11 protein-coding genes and 2 pseudogenes are annotated in these 14,025 nt (G+C 69.7%); 5 read left to right on the top strand and 8 right to left on the bottom strand.

The window, feature by feature from the left end:
- Positions 1–399: 399 nt before the first annotated feature.
- A pseudogene (locus OG574_RS11505) lies at positions 400–588 on the bottom strand (transposase); the annotation flags it as partial.
- A gap of 26 nt (positions 589–614) precedes the next feature.
- Here OG574_RS11505 and OG574_RS11500 point away from each other — a divergent pair.
- Entirely contained in the window at positions 615–1,934 is a 1,320-nt protein-coding gene (locus OG574_RS11500) for an RNA-guided endonuclease InsQ/TnpB family protein (protein WP_326773116.1), read from the top strand.
- Positions 1,935–2,285: 351 nt separating this feature from the next.
- Here the strand turns inward: OG574_RS11500 and OG574_RS11495 are convergent, their stop codons facing one another.
- Both OG574_RS11495 and OG574_RS11490 read right to left on the bottom strand, forming a co-directional pair.
- The gene (locus OG574_RS11495; RefSeq protein WP_326773115.1) at positions 2,286–3,710 is read right to left on the bottom strand and encodes a sensor histidine kinase; all 1,425 of its coding nucleotides are present in this window, start codon (positions 3,708–3,710) and stop codon (positions 2,286–2,288) included.
- Entirely contained in the window at positions 3,707–4,438 is a 732-nt protein-coding gene (locus OG574_RS11490; RefSeq protein WP_326773114.1) for a response regulator transcription factor, read from the bottom strand. The genes OG574_RS11495 and OG574_RS11490 overlap by 4 nt, the downstream gene beginning before the upstream one ends.
- 171 nt (positions 4,439–4,609) lie before the next feature.
- Here OG574_RS11490 and OG574_RS11485 point away from each other — a divergent pair, with 171 nt between their 5' ends.
- The 3 genes from OG574_RS11485 to OG574_RS11475 are packed head-to-tail and all read left to right on the top strand — an operon-like array spanning position 4,610 to position 7,190.
- Positions 4,610–5,974, top strand: a complete 1,365-nt coding sequence (locus OG574_RS11485) for a ferredoxin reductase family protein (RefSeq protein WP_326773113.1) — start codon at positions 4,610–4,612, stop codon at positions 5,972–5,974.
- 9 nt (positions 5,975–5,983) lie between these two features.
- A complete protein-coding gene (locus OG574_RS11480) occupies positions 5,984–6,415 on the top strand; it encodes an FMN-binding protein (RefSeq protein WP_326773112.1) in 432 nt (143 codons plus the stop codon).
- Positions 6,408–7,190, top strand: a complete 783-nt coding sequence (locus OG574_RS11475) for an FAD:protein FMN transferase (protein ID WP_326773111.1) — start codon at positions 6,408–6,410, stop codon at positions 7,188–7,190. Before OG574_RS11480 ends, OG574_RS11475 begins: the two co-directional genes overlap by 8 nt.
- Before the next feature lie 268 nt (positions 7,191–7,458).
- Here OG574_RS11475 and OG574_RS11470 read toward each other — a convergent pair whose 3' ends face one another.
- From OG574_RS11470 to OG574_RS11450, 5 genes and pseudogenes are all read right to left on the bottom strand, one after another.
- A complete protein-coding gene (locus OG574_RS11470; protein WP_326773110.1) occupies positions 7,459–8,013 on the bottom strand; it encodes an NUDIX hydrolase in 555 nt (184 codons plus the stop codon).
- Between the two features lie 138 nt (positions 8,014–8,151).
- The gene (locus tag OG574_RS11465; protein ID WP_326773109.1) at positions 8,152–9,492 is read right to left on the bottom strand and encodes a hypothetical protein; all 1,341 of its coding nucleotides are present in this window, start codon (positions 9,490–9,492) and stop codon (positions 8,152–8,154) included.
- Between the two features lie 26 nt (positions 9,493–9,518).
- Complete coding sequence (locus OG574_RS11460) at positions 9,519–9,644, bottom strand: hypothetical protein (RefSeq protein ID WP_326773108.1); 126 nt, start codon at positions 9,642–9,644, stop codon at positions 9,519–9,521.
- Between the two features lie 229 nt (positions 9,645–9,873).
- A pseudogene (locus OG574_RS11455) lies at positions 9,874–10,962 on the bottom strand (helix-turn-helix domain-containing protein).
- Between the two features lie 381 nt (positions 10,963–11,343).
- Positions 11,344–12,111, bottom strand: a complete 768-nt coding sequence (locus OG574_RS11450) for a TetR/AcrR family transcriptional regulator (RefSeq protein ID WP_326773107.1) — start codon at positions 12,109–12,111, stop codon at positions 11,344–11,346.
- Positions 12,112–12,239: 128 nt separating this feature from the next.
- Between OG574_RS11450 and OG574_RS11445 the strand changes: the two genes are divergently transcribed.
- A complete protein-coding gene (locus OG574_RS11445) occupies positions 12,240–13,913 on the top strand; it encodes an amidohydrolase (protein WP_326773106.1) in 1,674 nt (557 codons plus the stop codon).
- Positions 13,914–14,025 lie beyond the last annotated feature (112 nt).

Raw genomic sequence — 14,025 nt, 5'->3', positions numbered from 1 at the left:
CACCACGGGCCGCACGGGCCCGACCGGGGTCCTTTCGGCCCGGGTGCACATCCACGGCCCACCGAGGAGGCGTTGGAGCCGTCGGGTCGGCGAGCGCACCCAGGAGGGTGGGGGACAGACTGGTCGTATGAGTGCCGCGTATGCCGTCGAGCCGAGTGGGCCGGCCGAATGGTGCGGAGCTGTGGTCGGCGTGGGGTGGCCGCAGCGGGCAGGTGACGAGTGGAGCTGCTCGTGCCGCCGAGGTGTCATCAGCTCCGCAGCGCAGGAAGCGCGGCCGCCACGCTCCGGGGGTATGGGCCGACCGGTCACGGCCGCCGGGCCAGCAGATCCTTGCTGACGGAGCCTGGCAGCGGTTGCTCTTCCTCGCGGGCGTGGTCGCTGCTTCGAGCCTCGGCGCCGATTGAACTGCTTCAGGTCGGCTTCGAAGTCCGCGCAGACCTCGCGCATGATCTCCTCAGTGCGCGTCAGCATGGCGTCGGTGAATGCCTTGCGCCGGTACTTGGTAACAAAAACCAAGTGGACATGCAGGTTGTAGACGACGTGGCGCCCGGTGCGCACGTCAGGATTCGGGTTCCATCGTGGTGACATAAGCCAACCGTCGTAGGCTGATCGTCATGAGCGAACTCGTGTGGGAGAAGCGGCAGTTGGGGCATCGCGCCCGGCTGGCGCTGACGCCTGCACAGGTCCGGCTCATGGACGACCAGTCGCACGCGGCACGCGCGATGTGGAATCAGCTCCACGACCTGTGGCGGATGACGCCGAAGTGTCAGCGCTCTGCGACCCGCATGGATCAGACGCTGCGGCAGGCCCGCAAGGAGATCGACTGGTACGCGGTGCTGCCCGCGCAGGCCGCGCAGGCGGTCCTCAAGACGTACTTCCAGGCGTGGCGGAACTGCTGGGACGGGCGTGCGGACGAGCCGAACTTCAAGGCCCGCTTCCGCACCGTCACGTCCGTGGACATCCCGCAGGGCCGGGATCTGCAGATCAAGCGAGTACACCGCCGGTGGGGCATGGTCAACATCCCCAAGGTGGGCCGCGTCCGCTTCCGCTGGACCAAGGACCTCCCGGTCGGCAAGCACGCCAACAAGGAGAACCGGATCACCGGGGCACGGCTGGTCAAAGACGGACTCGGCCGGCACATCGCCTTCCGCGTCCAGACTCTTGAGGTCAAGCCCGAACCGCACACCGGACTGGAGGTCGGCATCGACGCCGGGGTGAACCTGCCCCTCGCGCTGTCCGACGGCAGCCACCAAGACCACGGACGGCCGCCCCGGCTCCCGGACGGCACCGCCGACCGGGACAAGTGGCTGAACCCGGACGAGAAAGCCAGACTGCTTCGCCTGGAACAGCGGGCCGCGCACCGCAAGTCCTTCCGCAAGCCGAAAGAGCGCAGCTCGAACCGGCTACACCGCACCTACGACCAGATCAAGCAGCTCCGCGCAAGAGCCACGCGCCGAGCAATCGACTGGCAGCACCAGGCCACCACCGCCATCGCCGAGCAGTACGGCACGGTCGTGGTGGAACAGCTCAACATCACGAACATGGTCAAGTCCGCCAAGGGCACTACCGACCAGCCGGGGAAGAACGTCGCGCAGAAGTCCGGTCTGAACCGCTCCATCAGCCAGGAGGCATGGGGTCGCACCGTGACGATGCTGACGTACAAAACTGCCCGCAACGGCGGCACCCTCGCCAAGGTTCCCGCCCCGAACACCTCCCTGCGCTGCTCCGCCTGCGGTTTCATCACGCCCGGCAGCCGGGAAGACCAGGCCACGTTCGTATGCAAGAACCCCGACTGCGGATGGTCCGGCAACGCCGACTGGAACGCAGCCCGGAACATCTTGCACCTGTACCGGATGGGCCACGCGCTCATCCCGGCTGCCGGGAGGGCAGTCGTCAGGCGCACCCGTGGCGCCAAGCCCGCCGCCGCAAGGTAGGCAGGAATCTCCTTCCTGAGCTTGCGAAGGGAGGAGAGCACTTCAAGTACCATTCCTGCAGTCGGTGCTGGAAACCGAGCCCCTCGGCTGGAGCGCCGTCGGCCTCGCCGCAATCGCCGCCGTCACCGGATGCGCTGCGGCCCGACTGTCGAGAGCCGCGTTCCACGCGAGGTAACAAGGCCTGAGCATGCTGCAAAGAGGATTGGGCGACCGGAGAGGTGGCCGTACCCCGAGCGGCTGCGGCAACAGGTCGAGGGTGTGATCTTGCGATTCAAGACGTCTGCGGTCGCTCTATGATGCGGGGCCGCTCGCGGGCCTGATCCATCGGTGCGCTGGCAGGGCCGGGCGGTGTCAGATGGGGAGCGTGAGGCGGATGGTGGTGCGTCCGGGACGGCTCCTGAGGACGGTGGTCCCGCCGTGGGCGGTGATGACGGCCTGGACGATGGCGAGGCCGAGACCGGTGCTCCCCGTGCTGCGGGAGCGGGCGTGATCGGCGCGGACAAAGCGACCGAAGACTTCGGGCTGGAGCTCTTCGGGGATGCCCGGCCCGTTGTCGCTCACGCTCAGGCAGACATCGGCCGGCCCCTTGGTGAGGGTGATGGCCACTTCAGTGCCGGGCGGGGTGTGGGTGCGTGCGTTGGCGAGGACGTTGCCGATGGCCTGCTGAAGGCGGTGGGCGTCACCGGTGACGGTGACGGGTTCCTCGGGCAGATCGAGCAGCCAGCGGTGGTCGGGGCCCGCGGCGCGCGCGTCGTCGGTCGCGTTGAGGATCAGCAGGGTCAGATCGACCGGCTCGTGTTCGAGGGGACGTCCGGCGTCCAGGCGCGCGAGCAGGAGCAGGTCGTCGACGAGACGTGTCATGCGCTGCGATTCGCTGCCGATGCGCTCCAGGGAGTGCCGGACCTCTTGGGGGACGGGGCCGGAGTGGCGCAGGGCGAGTTCTGCGTGGCCGCGGATGTTGGCGACGGGAGTGCGGAGTTCGTGGCTGGCGTCGGCGGCGAAGTGCCGGAGGCGTTCCTCGCTGGCCTGGCGGCTGGTGAGGGCGTTCTCGATGTGACCGAGCATGTGGTTGAGGGCGCTGCCGACCTGACCGACCTCGGTGCGGGGATCGGTGTCGGGCAGCGGCCCCGGCATGGCGATCTCTCCACTGGCGAGCGGCAGTCCGGCCACCTCCGCAGACCGGGCTGTGACCCGTTGCAGGGGCCGCAGGGAGGTCCGTACCCATACCGCACCGGCGATGCCGGTGATCACGAGGGCGGCGCCGAACAGCACCGTCTCGACCGCTTCGAGGCGGTGAACGGTCTCCTCCACGGGGTGCAGGGACAGGCCGGTGATCAGCGTGTCCTGGTCGTCGCCCTGGAACGCCATGACGCGGTAGCTACGCAGGGTGGAGAGACGGATGCTGTGCCCCCGCCCGTCGGTGGGGACCGCCGCCAGGGTGCGACGGTCCTCGGAGGTGAGATTGACGGGGCGATCGGTGGCGTCGTCGACGACGGCGGCCTGGGTGACGGTGCCGGCCAGGAGGCGGGCACCGAAGGTGTCGTCGGCCTGGCCCCGGGTGTCGGGGCGGTTGTCGGAGTCAGGCTCGGCCTCGTGTTCCAGGCTCGCGGGGAACCGGCCGCCTGACGTGATGAGCTGCTCGTCCAGGCGCCCCATCAGGAACCCCCGCAGGGCGAGGGCGGTGGTGATCCCGACGGCGAGGCAGGCGAGGGCGAGCAGGGCGACGAGTCCGGCGGTGAGCTGACCGCGCAGGGTGCGTGGCGGCGGACGTCTCACGGGGAGTCCGCCTTGAGTACGTAGCCGACGCCGCGCACCGTGTGGATCATCGGGGCGCGCCCGGCGTCGATCTTCTTCCGCAGGTAGCTGATGTACAGCTCGACGACGTGGGAGCGGCCGCCGAAGTCGTAGGCCCAGACCCGGTCGAGGATCTGGTCCTTGGACAGCACCCGGCGCGGGTTGCGCATCAAGAACCGCAGGAGTTCGAACTCGGTGCGCGACAGCTCCACCACTGATCCCGCCCGGCGTACTTCTCTGGCTTCCTCGTCCATGGTGAGGTCGCCGACGATGAGCTGGCTCGCGCCCGGCTCAGCGGTCATCCCGGCCCGCCGCAGGAGCCCCCGCAGCCGGGCCAGGACCTCCTCCAGGCTGTAGGGCTTGGTGACGTAGTCGTCGCCGCCCGCGGTGATGCCCGCGATACGGTCCTCGACCGCGTCCCGGGCCGTCAGGAAGAGCACACACACCCTGGGCTCGTCGCGTCTGAGCCCCCGCAGCACCTGCAGACCGTCGAGGTCGGGCAGCATCCAGTCCAGGACCACCGCATCAGGCCTGAAGTCGCGGGCGGCCTCGAGCGCACTCGCCCCGTCGGCCGCGGTGCGCACCTGCCAGCCCTCCGCGGTCATGACCCCGGACAGCACATCGGTGACGTCGGGTTCGTCGTCGACGACCAGGACCCGCACGGGTCCTCCGTCGGCGCGGTGCAGGGATGTCGTGGGCAGCTCGTTCATGGTCCCTTCAGCATCCCCCGACGAATACCCCGGTCGGGCGACCGGGGTCTGTGAGTTTCCTCTGAATCGGCTCCGAGGTCGGCTGCCCGCGCCGTTTCAGAGGGTTCACAGAACTTGGGCTGTGAGGCTGGGCCGCCCATCGCCGGAACGGGTCCCCTCCGGAGGAGTGCCATGACCACCACATTCGCCACGACGACGCATACGAGCGGCGGGATGCGCCACCGGCGCCCGCGTCGCAGCGTCGTGCCCACCCTGGCGCCGCTGGCGATCTGGGCCGGTGCCGCCGGGGTGCTCGCCCTGTGGTGGAGCGACACGACGTCGGTGGTGGGCCCGGCCGGCTGGCTGACGGGCGCGGGACGCATCGCCGGACTACTGGCCGGATACGCCTGTGCGGTGCTGCTGGCACTGATGGCCCGCGTCCCGCTCCTGGACCACACGATCGGCACGGACCGCCTCGCGCGCTGGCACGCACTGGGCGGCCGCTGCACGATCTCCCTGGCGCTCGCCCACACCCTGCTGATCATCTGGGGCTACTCCCTGACCTCCCACACGAACGTGGTCAGCCAGACCTCCACGTTCGTCCTCAACTACCCCGACCTCCTCAAGGGCACAGTCGGCTTCCTGCTGTTCGTGGCCACCGGGATCCTCTCGGCCCGGGCGGCCCGCCGCAGGATGAGCTACGAGACTTGGCACTACCTGCACTTCGCCACGTACCTGGCGGTCTTCCTCACGTTCGGCCACCAGCTCTCCAACGGCGCGGACTTCGTCGGGAACCGCACCGCCCAGACCGCCTGGTACACGCTCTTCCTCAGCGTGGCCGCGCTCGTCGGCTGGTACCGGTTCGCCGTCCCCGTCCGGCGCGGGCTGCGCCACCGCCTGCGGGTCGCCGCGGTCCACCAGGAGGCGCCGGGCGTGGTCTCCGTCCACCTCACCGGAGAACACCTCGACGAACTGGGAGCCGAACCGGGACAGTTCCTGCGCTGGCGTTTCCTGGCCCGCGGCCTGTGGTGGACCGCCAACCCCTACTCCCTCTCCGCCCCGCCGCACCCGCGACATCTGCGCATCACGGTGAAGAACGCCGGCGGCCACAGCGCCTCACTGGCCCGCCTGGCACCCGGCACCCGCGTCTGGGCCGAGGGTCCGTACGGCGCATTCACGGCGCGGCGCCGCACTGCTCCGAAGGTCCTACTCCTGGCGGGCGGCGTCGGCATCACACCCCTGCGCGCTCTCTTCGAGACGCTCCCGGGCGAGGTGACCCTCGTCTACCGGGCCCGCCGCTCCGACGACCTCGCCCTGCGTGCGGAACTCGACGCGATAGCCGCCCACCGCCGGGCCACCGTGCGCTACGTCGTCGACGAACCCGCTGGATTCTCTTCCCCCCTCACGGCCCGCGGCCTGTGCGCGCTGCTGCCCGATCTGGCCGCGCACGACGTGTACCTGTGCGGGCCGCCCGGCATGACCCGCGCCGCCATCCCGGCCCTGCGCCAGGCCGGAGTCCCCGCACGCCGCATCCACCACGAGTCGTTCGAGTTCTGAGGAGAAGACATGCGCCGTGCCGTCCTCGCCACCACAGGGATCAGCACCCTGATCGTCACGCTGCTCGCCCTCAAACCCCACCAGCTCCCCGCCGTCGCCGGCGGCGCCGCGCACGCACCCTCGGACGCGGCATCCCCGTCCACCTCGGCGGGCAACGCCACCCGAACGGGCACCTTCACCGGGAACCCCATCGACACCCAGTACGGAACCGTGCAGGTGGCAGCCACCCTCGCCCAGGGAAAGATCACCGCGATCAAGGTGCTGCGGGCCCCGGACCAGAACGGTCGGGACCAGCAGATCGCCTCCTACGCACTTCCCCGACTGACTCAGGAAGCGCTCGGCGCGCAGAGCGCGCACATCGACGCCGTCTCCGGCGCCAGTTACACCAGCCAGGGCTACATCCAGTCCCTGCAGAGCGCCCTGGACCAAGCCCATGCCTGAGACCGTCACCAAGCTGCACCACGTCGAGCACGTCATGGGCACCGTCTTCTCGTTCGACATCCGGGACACGCCCACCCCCGCCATCCACGGCGCCCTCGCCGAGGCCGTGCGCCACCTCCACCGGATGGACGCCGTCTTCTCCACCTACCGGCCTGACAGCCACATCAGGCGCCTCGACCGCGGCGAGCTCCGCCTCGCCGACTGCCCGCCCGAGGTGCACAAGGCCCTGTCCCTGTGCGCGCGGGCCGCCCACCACAGCGACGGATGGTTCAGCATCACCCCCGCCGGAACCCTCGACCCCTCGGGACTGGTCAAGGGCTGGGCCACCGAAACAGCATCCCAACTCCTCTATGACGCCGGCGCGCACCACACATGCGTCAACGGCGGCGGTGACCTCCAACTCCGCTGCCGGTCCACCCCCGACAGCCCCTGGCGGATCGGCATCGCCCACCCCCTCCGCCCGAAGGAACTGCTCACTGTCATCACCGCCGACACCGATCTCGCGATCGCCACGTCGGGCGTCGCCGAACGTGGCGCCCACATCTACGACCCGCATCGCGGCGCACCGGCCACCACGTTCGCCTCCCTCACCGTTGTCGGCCCCCGCCTGACCATGACCGACGCCTACGCCACCGCCGCGTTCGCCCGAGGCGAGGATGCGCGGGGCTGGCTCACCTCCCTCGACGGGTACGAGGCACTCGCGGTCCGGCCCGACGGCCAGACATGGCAAACACCGGGATTCACCCGCTACGAGGGGATCCCGGCCGGGATCTAGAAGCCGAAAACTGGATGGTGTGGGTCTGCGGGGCTCAGTCAACGGCCCCTGAACTCACACTCATCGCGTGAGAACTGGACGCAGCCGATCCCATCACAGCCAGTGATGACTCGAGCAGCAAGCCCGGTCGTTTCACGACCGGGTAGTTGACAAGTACCGAGGCCAAGGAAGAGAACCGGGAGTGCCCAACGGTCGGCGCCATGGCCTTACCTCGTCCGGTCGCACCGGTGCCGAGGCCTTCGATGCCGTCCGGACAGGACCGCCCGACTCAGCGCCCCGCGGCGCTCGACGCCCCGAACGCGGCAAGTGTGAAACCGTCCCGCAGCGTTCCCATGCGGATCGACTCGGCGATCTCCGAGGGACTCCACCAGCGCGCGGCGGCGACCTCGCCGTCGCACGCTGCGTCGGGGCGCAGCGGGGCGTCGCTCGGAACCTGGACCTCGACCACGGCCACCTCGCTCTCCAACAGGCCGGAGTCCACGTCCAGGTATGCGACGACGGCTGCAGTCGAGGCAGCCAATCCGGCCTCCTCGTGCAGTTCACGCAGGGCGTCGGACACCGGGTCGCTCTCGCCGAAGCCCCGCGGCAGTTCCCAGGCCCACCGGCCGATCGTGGGCCGCCACTGCCGGACCAGCAGGATGTCGTCACCGCGGCGGGCCAGCACCACCACTCCCGTCCGACCGCCGCCGATGCGGACTCGGTGCAGGACGGTCTCCACGCCGGAGGAAGACCTGTAGGTGTCGAGGTGGACCTCGCACCATCGGCCGCCGTCGGAGTCGACGTAGGCCCTCCGGGACTGTGCACGAGGTGTCTCGGCGTCCACGGGAAACCTCCGGTGTTGATAAGGGACACGTATCAGGGACAAGCATCAGGGACACATACCCGGGAGACGTAACGGAGCTACAGGGCTGACACTTGGGAGCCCAGCCATCTAAGACGGCCATGAGGCTGCCCCCGCAGGTCAAGGCAGCTCTATCACGTCGTACCGCCCGCGGAACGAGCTCAGGCGGTTCACCCCGGCCGTGACCGCCGCCACGAGCATGGGGGCCAGTGCGCCGCCCGCGCCGGCGGCGAACGCCCCGGGCGTCCCGCCGCCCAGAACCCCGGTCGCCGCGCTCATCCCGCCGCCCGCCACGACCTGCGCGGTGACGCCGCTCGCCTGCCGGACGAACTGCTGCAGCCGTGTCACTGAGACCTCGTCCTCGCCGCCTGATGCCGGCTCCTTCGTACGGGCCGCAAGCAGGTCCCCCACGTCCTGCAGCGCGGTCAGGTCCCGGTGTTGCCACCAGCTGGTGAGGGCGTCGGCCACGTCGTCCGTGTAGCGCTGCCACGCTGCGGCCGTCATCAGACCGAGCCGCAGCTCGAACCGGGTCGGAAAGAGCACAACGCGAGTCGACGCGGGCAGCACTGCGGCCTCGCGCCGCCGGAGACCGCGCCGGGGCGATGCGAGGCCAAGTGCGCAGCCCTCACTCACCGCGATGGCCCGGTAGTACGTCTCGTCGAAGGACTCCCGCAGCAACTGTGCGTCCGCGCGTTCCGCTCCGTCTCCCGAATACAGGAGGGGGTCGAGGCTCTCGTACAGGAGGCTGCGATTGGGCAGGCCGTTCCTGTCGTACTCCCCGCCGATCCATGAGGCCAGCGCTGCCCTCCCCGAGTCGCTGGCCAGCGCCTCCGGACGCGGCGGGGGACACAGGGCGTACGCGGCGGGGTAGTCGGCTGGCACCAGGGAGCTGACTTGCAGGAGTCCGCGCTCGGCTGCTTCCAGCCAGTCCCGCCATCGGGCGACCGTGCGTCGCCGCAGCGGCGCGTCGAGCACGCCCGTCGCCGCCAGTAACCGGTCCGCCGCGCCGGTCGGCCCCTCCGCCACGAGGAGTTCGGCTGCTGCCTGGCGGTCCGCTCGCGCGCTCAACTCCTGCTGGAGGCGCAGACACTGATCGTCCGGAACCGGAAGAGAAGAGAAGACGAAACCTGTCGAAAGCATCGCGATCAACTGGCCTGCCAGGTCGGCGCCGATGGCGTTCACCCGCAGTGGTAGCGCCGCACCCCCGTCGATCGCGCGGATCGTCAGTTCGTCCAGGAGCTCGGCGGGCCGCAGACCGGCAAAGACGGCGCCGTCGAGGAGTTGCGGGTACACGAGGAACAGCGAGCCGCCTTGAATGACCTCCCAGCGCAGCCGCCCGAGCAGCTCCGCGCGCTCCAGCGCCGTCGGCCGCTCCAGTGGCACTCCGGTTCCGGCGGCCTGGGAACTCAGCCTGGCGCGCTGCCGTACGCTGTCCCATTCCGTGCTCAGAACGGTAGTCATGTGCTCCAAACCCCCTGTGCTGTCGCTCAGTTGAAGGCCATGGCGACCAATGCCACGGTGTTCTCCCCGTTCCCCACCGGTGCGTTGTGCGGCACTTCCGCCGGATTCAGCGCTGTCCGCCCTGACCGATGACGCGTCACCACCACGCGCATGGCAGGGACCTTAAGGCAATCGGCCGCTTCCCTGTAGACGGGGTTCGGTGCGAGATCGGTACAGGGCGGCAGTGATCGGCCACAGCCAGGAAGCGTCCGGCGCAGCTCTGGCGTCGAGCTTGGCGAGGATGCGCGGTGCAACCTGGCTCGTTCGCGCTCACTCGGTCCGACCTGGCATCGGGTGACCGCGCCGCGACTCTGCGCCTGCCGAAGACTTTATCCGTGCTGTTCAGGCGGCATGTTGGTATTCGTGGAGGACTCCGCCGAGGCGGTCTCTTTGTCGTACGTCGAGGTGGGAGATCTGTGCAGGGGTGAGCGGTTCGGGGACAGCGCGTACGGGTGCTGCCTGATGCATCGCTCGGTGGGGGCGGTGGAGGTTGTAGCGGAGTGCGACTGGCGGAGCGTGTGGCGCAGATGCCGTTCGTTCCAGATGAGGTGTGGTCCAGTAGCTCGTGGCGGCAGGTTTGGACCCAGCGTTCCATGATCGCGTTCATGCGCGGTATTCGTATGCCGGTTCTCACGACCTGAATGCCGGCGTCGGCCAGGATCTGGTCGAAGAGGGCGGGGTACTTTGCGTCCCGGTCTCGGATCAGGTAGATGAGGGGTGCGTTGGCGGCCGTCAGGTCCATGGCCAGGTTCCGGGCCGTCTGGGTCACCCAGGCTGCGGTGGGGTGGGCAGTGGTGCCGAGGATCCGGATGCGGCGCGTGGCGTGTTCGATGACGGCGAGGATGTACTGGCGCCTGCCGGTCAGGGTGATGGTCTCGATGAAGTCGCAGGCCGGGATGGTGTCGGTCTGAGATCGCAGGAAGTCGGCCCAGGTGGTGGCGGCCCCGGTCTGGGGGGCGATGCCCTCGGAGGTGAGGATTTCCCAGACGGTGGAGGCGGCGACTTGGATGCCGAGGGTGGCGAGTTCGCCGTGCACCCTGCGGTAGCCCCACGACGGGTTCTCCCGGATTAGGCGCAGGATCAGCGCGCGGATTGAGTGGTCCGTGGGCGGCCGGCCCGGCCTCTTCGGTCGGCACGTGCGGGCATGGCGCAGCTTGATCAGGTCGTGGTGCCAGCGCAGGATGGTGTCTGGCCGGACCAGTAACCGGAGCTGGCGCAGGACCTGACGGGGTAGGGGTACCAGTAGAGCGGCAAGGAATGCCCGGTCTTCCGCAGTGAACTTCACCCGGTCCGCGCCGAGCTGCCGCTCCAAGACGGCGAGTTGGTGGCGCAGGCGAGGATCTCCGCGTCCTTGTCGCGGTCGCTCGTCGGCTGTAGCCGCAATGCAGCGAACAGGTTGGTGACGGTCAGGTAGGCGAGGCGCAGCAGCACGAGTGCCTATCCTGCCGCACTGTCGAAGACGCTCCTGAGCTGTATGGATGACATTTTCGGCAGGCGCAAGGCCAGGCGCAGCAGCACGACAGATCATGATGCCGCCCCGTTGCTGTCCACGTGAAGACAGCGGGGTGATCGGCGGGCACAGCCAGAGATCGGGGATCAAGACCGTCACCTGGGCGGATGATTTATCGGCACCCGCACAGACCTAGAATCGTATTTCCGCGCGGGACAAGGTCCCGAATCGTGTTTTCGAGCGGGACAGGCTGTTGGGTGGAGCGCGGGAGACCGGCGACCGAGGCCGCGACCTGGGTGGATGGTTATTCGGCACCCGCACTGCCCGCGACGGCGGGATCGCCGAGTCCTACCAGGCCGCTGTCATCCTCGCCTCGCGGCTGATGCCGGCGTGACATGTGGCGGCAACGCCTGGGACTCCCGCAGGGCCTTGGCGCGCAGTTCGATGGCCGAGATCAGGGCGGCGACCGTGGCGTCGAAGATCTGGTCGTCCGCCACCTCGGCGAGTTCGCCGCTGAGGCGGGTGATGTTCGGGAAGTGCTTCGGGTCGACCAGCCGGTACTCGCGGCTCCATGCGGAGTCGTCGGCTGCGCGGGCGTCTGCGTCGAACAGTAGGAACGCGGCCTGTTGCCCCACGTACGCGAGGAGTGTGTCCCCGATCATTCGGTAGTGGACCGCCGCCTCGGCGCCCTCCAGGCCGGCCTCCCGGACGGCGCCGAGGATGAGTTCGACGACCCGGAACTCGTTGGACCGGCGCGTGGTCCGGCTCGCCATGGCCGAGCCCACCACCGGGTACTTGAGGGCCACGGCGAGGGAGGCGTCGGCGAGTGCCCGGATGCGGCCCTTCCAGTCGAGCCCCTCGGGGATGGCGTCGAGCGCCTCGCCGAGCGTGCGGTCGGCGACCGACAGCAGCAGCTCGTCCTTGTCGCGGAAGTGCCGGTAGATCGCGGTCGGGTCCGCGCCGAGCTCTTCGCCCAGGCGCCGGACGGTGAAGGCGTCCTTGCTTCCGCGGGCGGCGATGCGCAGGCTCGCGTCGATGATCGCGTCGGGCGTGAGCTGACTGCCTGCGCGTTTGCTGCTTCGGGCCGTGGTGGCCGGCGACTTCGCCGTGGCGGCGGGTGACTTCGGCATGGTGCGGCCAGTGTAGCGATCCTCTGTCCAGAGAGCGCAATGCTGTTGACAGCGCTGTTGCGCTGCCGTTCACTCCTCCTCAACGAACACGCCGGGCGGGTCAATCCGCCGAGCTGGAGGTTGAGTTGATGGCGCACAGCACCCGACGGGCCGACACCGTCTTCGTAGGGGGCCGGGTCTTCACCGGCACGGGCCTCCTCCCGGTGGACGCCGCCGTCGCCGTCGCGGGCGGCCGGATCGTCGCTGTCGCCGACGCGGGTACGGTGCGCGCGCTGGCCGGGGCAGGAACGGAGGTCGTCGACCTGGAGGGCGGGCTGCTCGTCCCCGGGTTCCAGGACTCGCATGTCCACCCTGTGATGGGCGGGACCCAGATGCTCGGCTGCGACCAGAGCGAGGAGTTCACCGCAGAGGGCTGTCTTGCGGTCGTCGCCCAGTACGCCAAGGAGCACCCGGACGCGGTCTGGATCCGTGGTGGCGGCTGGTCGATGGACAGCTTCCCCGGTGGTACGCCGACGCGCGGCATGCTCGACGTGGTGGTGCCGGACCGGCCCGTGCTGCTCACCAACCGCGACGGCCACGGTGCCTGGGTCAACTCCCGCGCGCTGGAGCTCGCCGGGGTCGACCGCGACACCCCCGACCCGGCGGACGGCCGGATCGAGCGGGAGGCGGACGGCACCCCGGCCGGCACCCTGCACGAGGGCGCAGTGGAGCTGGTGGCCCGTCATGTTCCGGTCGCGACCGAGGAGGAGACGTACGCCGGGCTGCTCGCCGCGCAGGACTACCTGTTCTCCCTCGGGGTGACCGGGTGGCAGGACGCCATGATCGGCTCCTTCCACGGCTATCCGGACAACCTGCCCGTGTATCTGCGCGCGGCTCGTGAGGGCGCCCTGCTCGCCCGGGTCGTCGGAGCCCTGTGGTGGGACCGTGAGCGCGGACTGGACCAGATTCCCGAGCTGGAGGAGCGCCGCCGGATCGGGCAGGCCGGCCGGTTCCGCGCCACCAGCGTCAAGATCATGCAGGACGGCGTCGCGGAGAACTTCACCGCCGGGATGCTGGAGCCGTATCTCGACGGCTGTGGCTGCCCGACGGGCAACTCCGGCCTGAGTTTTGTCGAGCCCGGGCTGCTGCGCGAGGCGGTGTGCGCGCTCGACCGCTCCGGCTTCCAGGTCCACTTCCACGCGCTGGGCGACCGTGCCGTACGCGAGGCCCTCGACGCGCTCGGTGCGGCCCGCGCAGCCAACGGTGCCAACGACCACCGCCACCACATGGCGCACCTCCAGGTCGTCCACCCCGACGACATCGCGCGCTTCGCGGAGCTGGGTGTCGCCGCGAACATCCAGGCGCTGTGGGCCGCGCATGAACCGCAGATGGACGAGCTGACGATCCCGTTCCTGGGCGCCGAACGGGCCGCACAGCAGTACCCGTTCGGGGACTTGAGCCGAGCCGGGGCCCGCCTCGTCGCGGGCAGCGACTGGTCGGTGAGCAGCCCCAACCCGCTGTGGGGCATCCACGTCGCGGTCAACCGTGCCGCCCCCGCCGCGGAGCTTCCCGAGGGCGCGACGTACCCGCCGTTCCATCCCGAGCAGGCCCTGAGCCTGGCCGAGGCGCTCGCCGCGTACACCGCGGGCACCGCCTGGGTGAACCACCTCGACGACGTGACCGGCACGGTCGAGGAGGGCAAGTACGCGGATCTCGTCGTCCTGGACCGTGACCCGTTCACGCGGCCCACCGAGGAGATCGCCGACGTCCGGGTGCGCCGGACCTATGTCGAAGGCCAACCCGTCTTCACCGCGCACGACTGACGCACGTAACCCCTCAGGCACTTCATCGAGCCCACCCGGACGGAGACAGGCGATGCCCTCAGACAGCGCAGGATCGAGACGGCTGATACGGAGACGACCGATACGGACACGG

Source organism: Streptomyces sp. NBC_01445, assembly GCF_035918235.1.
Taxonomy (GTDB): Bacteria; Actinomycetota; Actinomycetes; order Streptomycetales; family Streptomycetaceae; genus Streptomyces.
Note: the sequence above shows the minus strand (reverse complement) of the source record. Positions and strands in the feature narration are given on the sequence as shown.

What these genes read in the sequence shown, in the direction of transcription:
- OG574_RS11460 (WP_326773108.1), bottom strand. Translation starts at nt 9,644, where the DNA reads ATGCGCGTGGTGGTGACGCGTCATCGGTCAGGGCGGACAGCGCTGAAT.
- OG574_RS11475 (WP_326773111.1), top strand. Translation starts at nt 6,408, where the DNA reads ATGCCTGAGACCGTCACCAAGCTGCACCACGTCGAGCACGTCATGGGC.
- OG574_RS11485 (WP_326773113.1), top strand. Translation starts at nt 4,610, where the DNA reads ATGACCACCACATTCGCCACGACGACGCATACGAGCGGCGGGATGCGC.
- OG574_RS11465 (WP_326773109.1), bottom strand. Translation starts at nt 9,492, where the DNA reads ATGACTACCGTTCTGAGCACGGAATGGGACAGCGTACGGCAGCGCGCC.
- OG574_RS11480 (WP_326773112.1), top strand. Translation starts at nt 5,984, where the DNA reads ATGCGCCGTGCCGTCCTCGCCACCACAGGGATCAGCACCCTGATCGTC.
- OG574_RS11450 (WP_326773107.1), bottom strand. Translation starts at nt 12,111, where the DNA reads ATGCCGAAGTCACCCGCCGCCACGGCGAAGTCGCCGGCCACCACGGCC.
- OG574_RS11490 (WP_326773114.1), bottom strand. Translation starts at nt 4,438, where the DNA reads ATGAACGAGCTGCCCACGACATCCCTGCACCGCGCCGACGGAGGACCC.
- OG574_RS11500 (WP_326773116.1), top strand. Translation starts at nt 615, where the DNA reads ATGAGCGAACTCGTGTGGGAGAAGCGGCAGTTGGGGCATCGCGCCCGG.
- OG574_RS11445 (WP_326773106.1), top strand. Translation starts at nt 12,240, where the DNA reads ATGGCGCACAGCACCCGACGGGCCGACACCGTCTTCGTAGGGGGCCGG.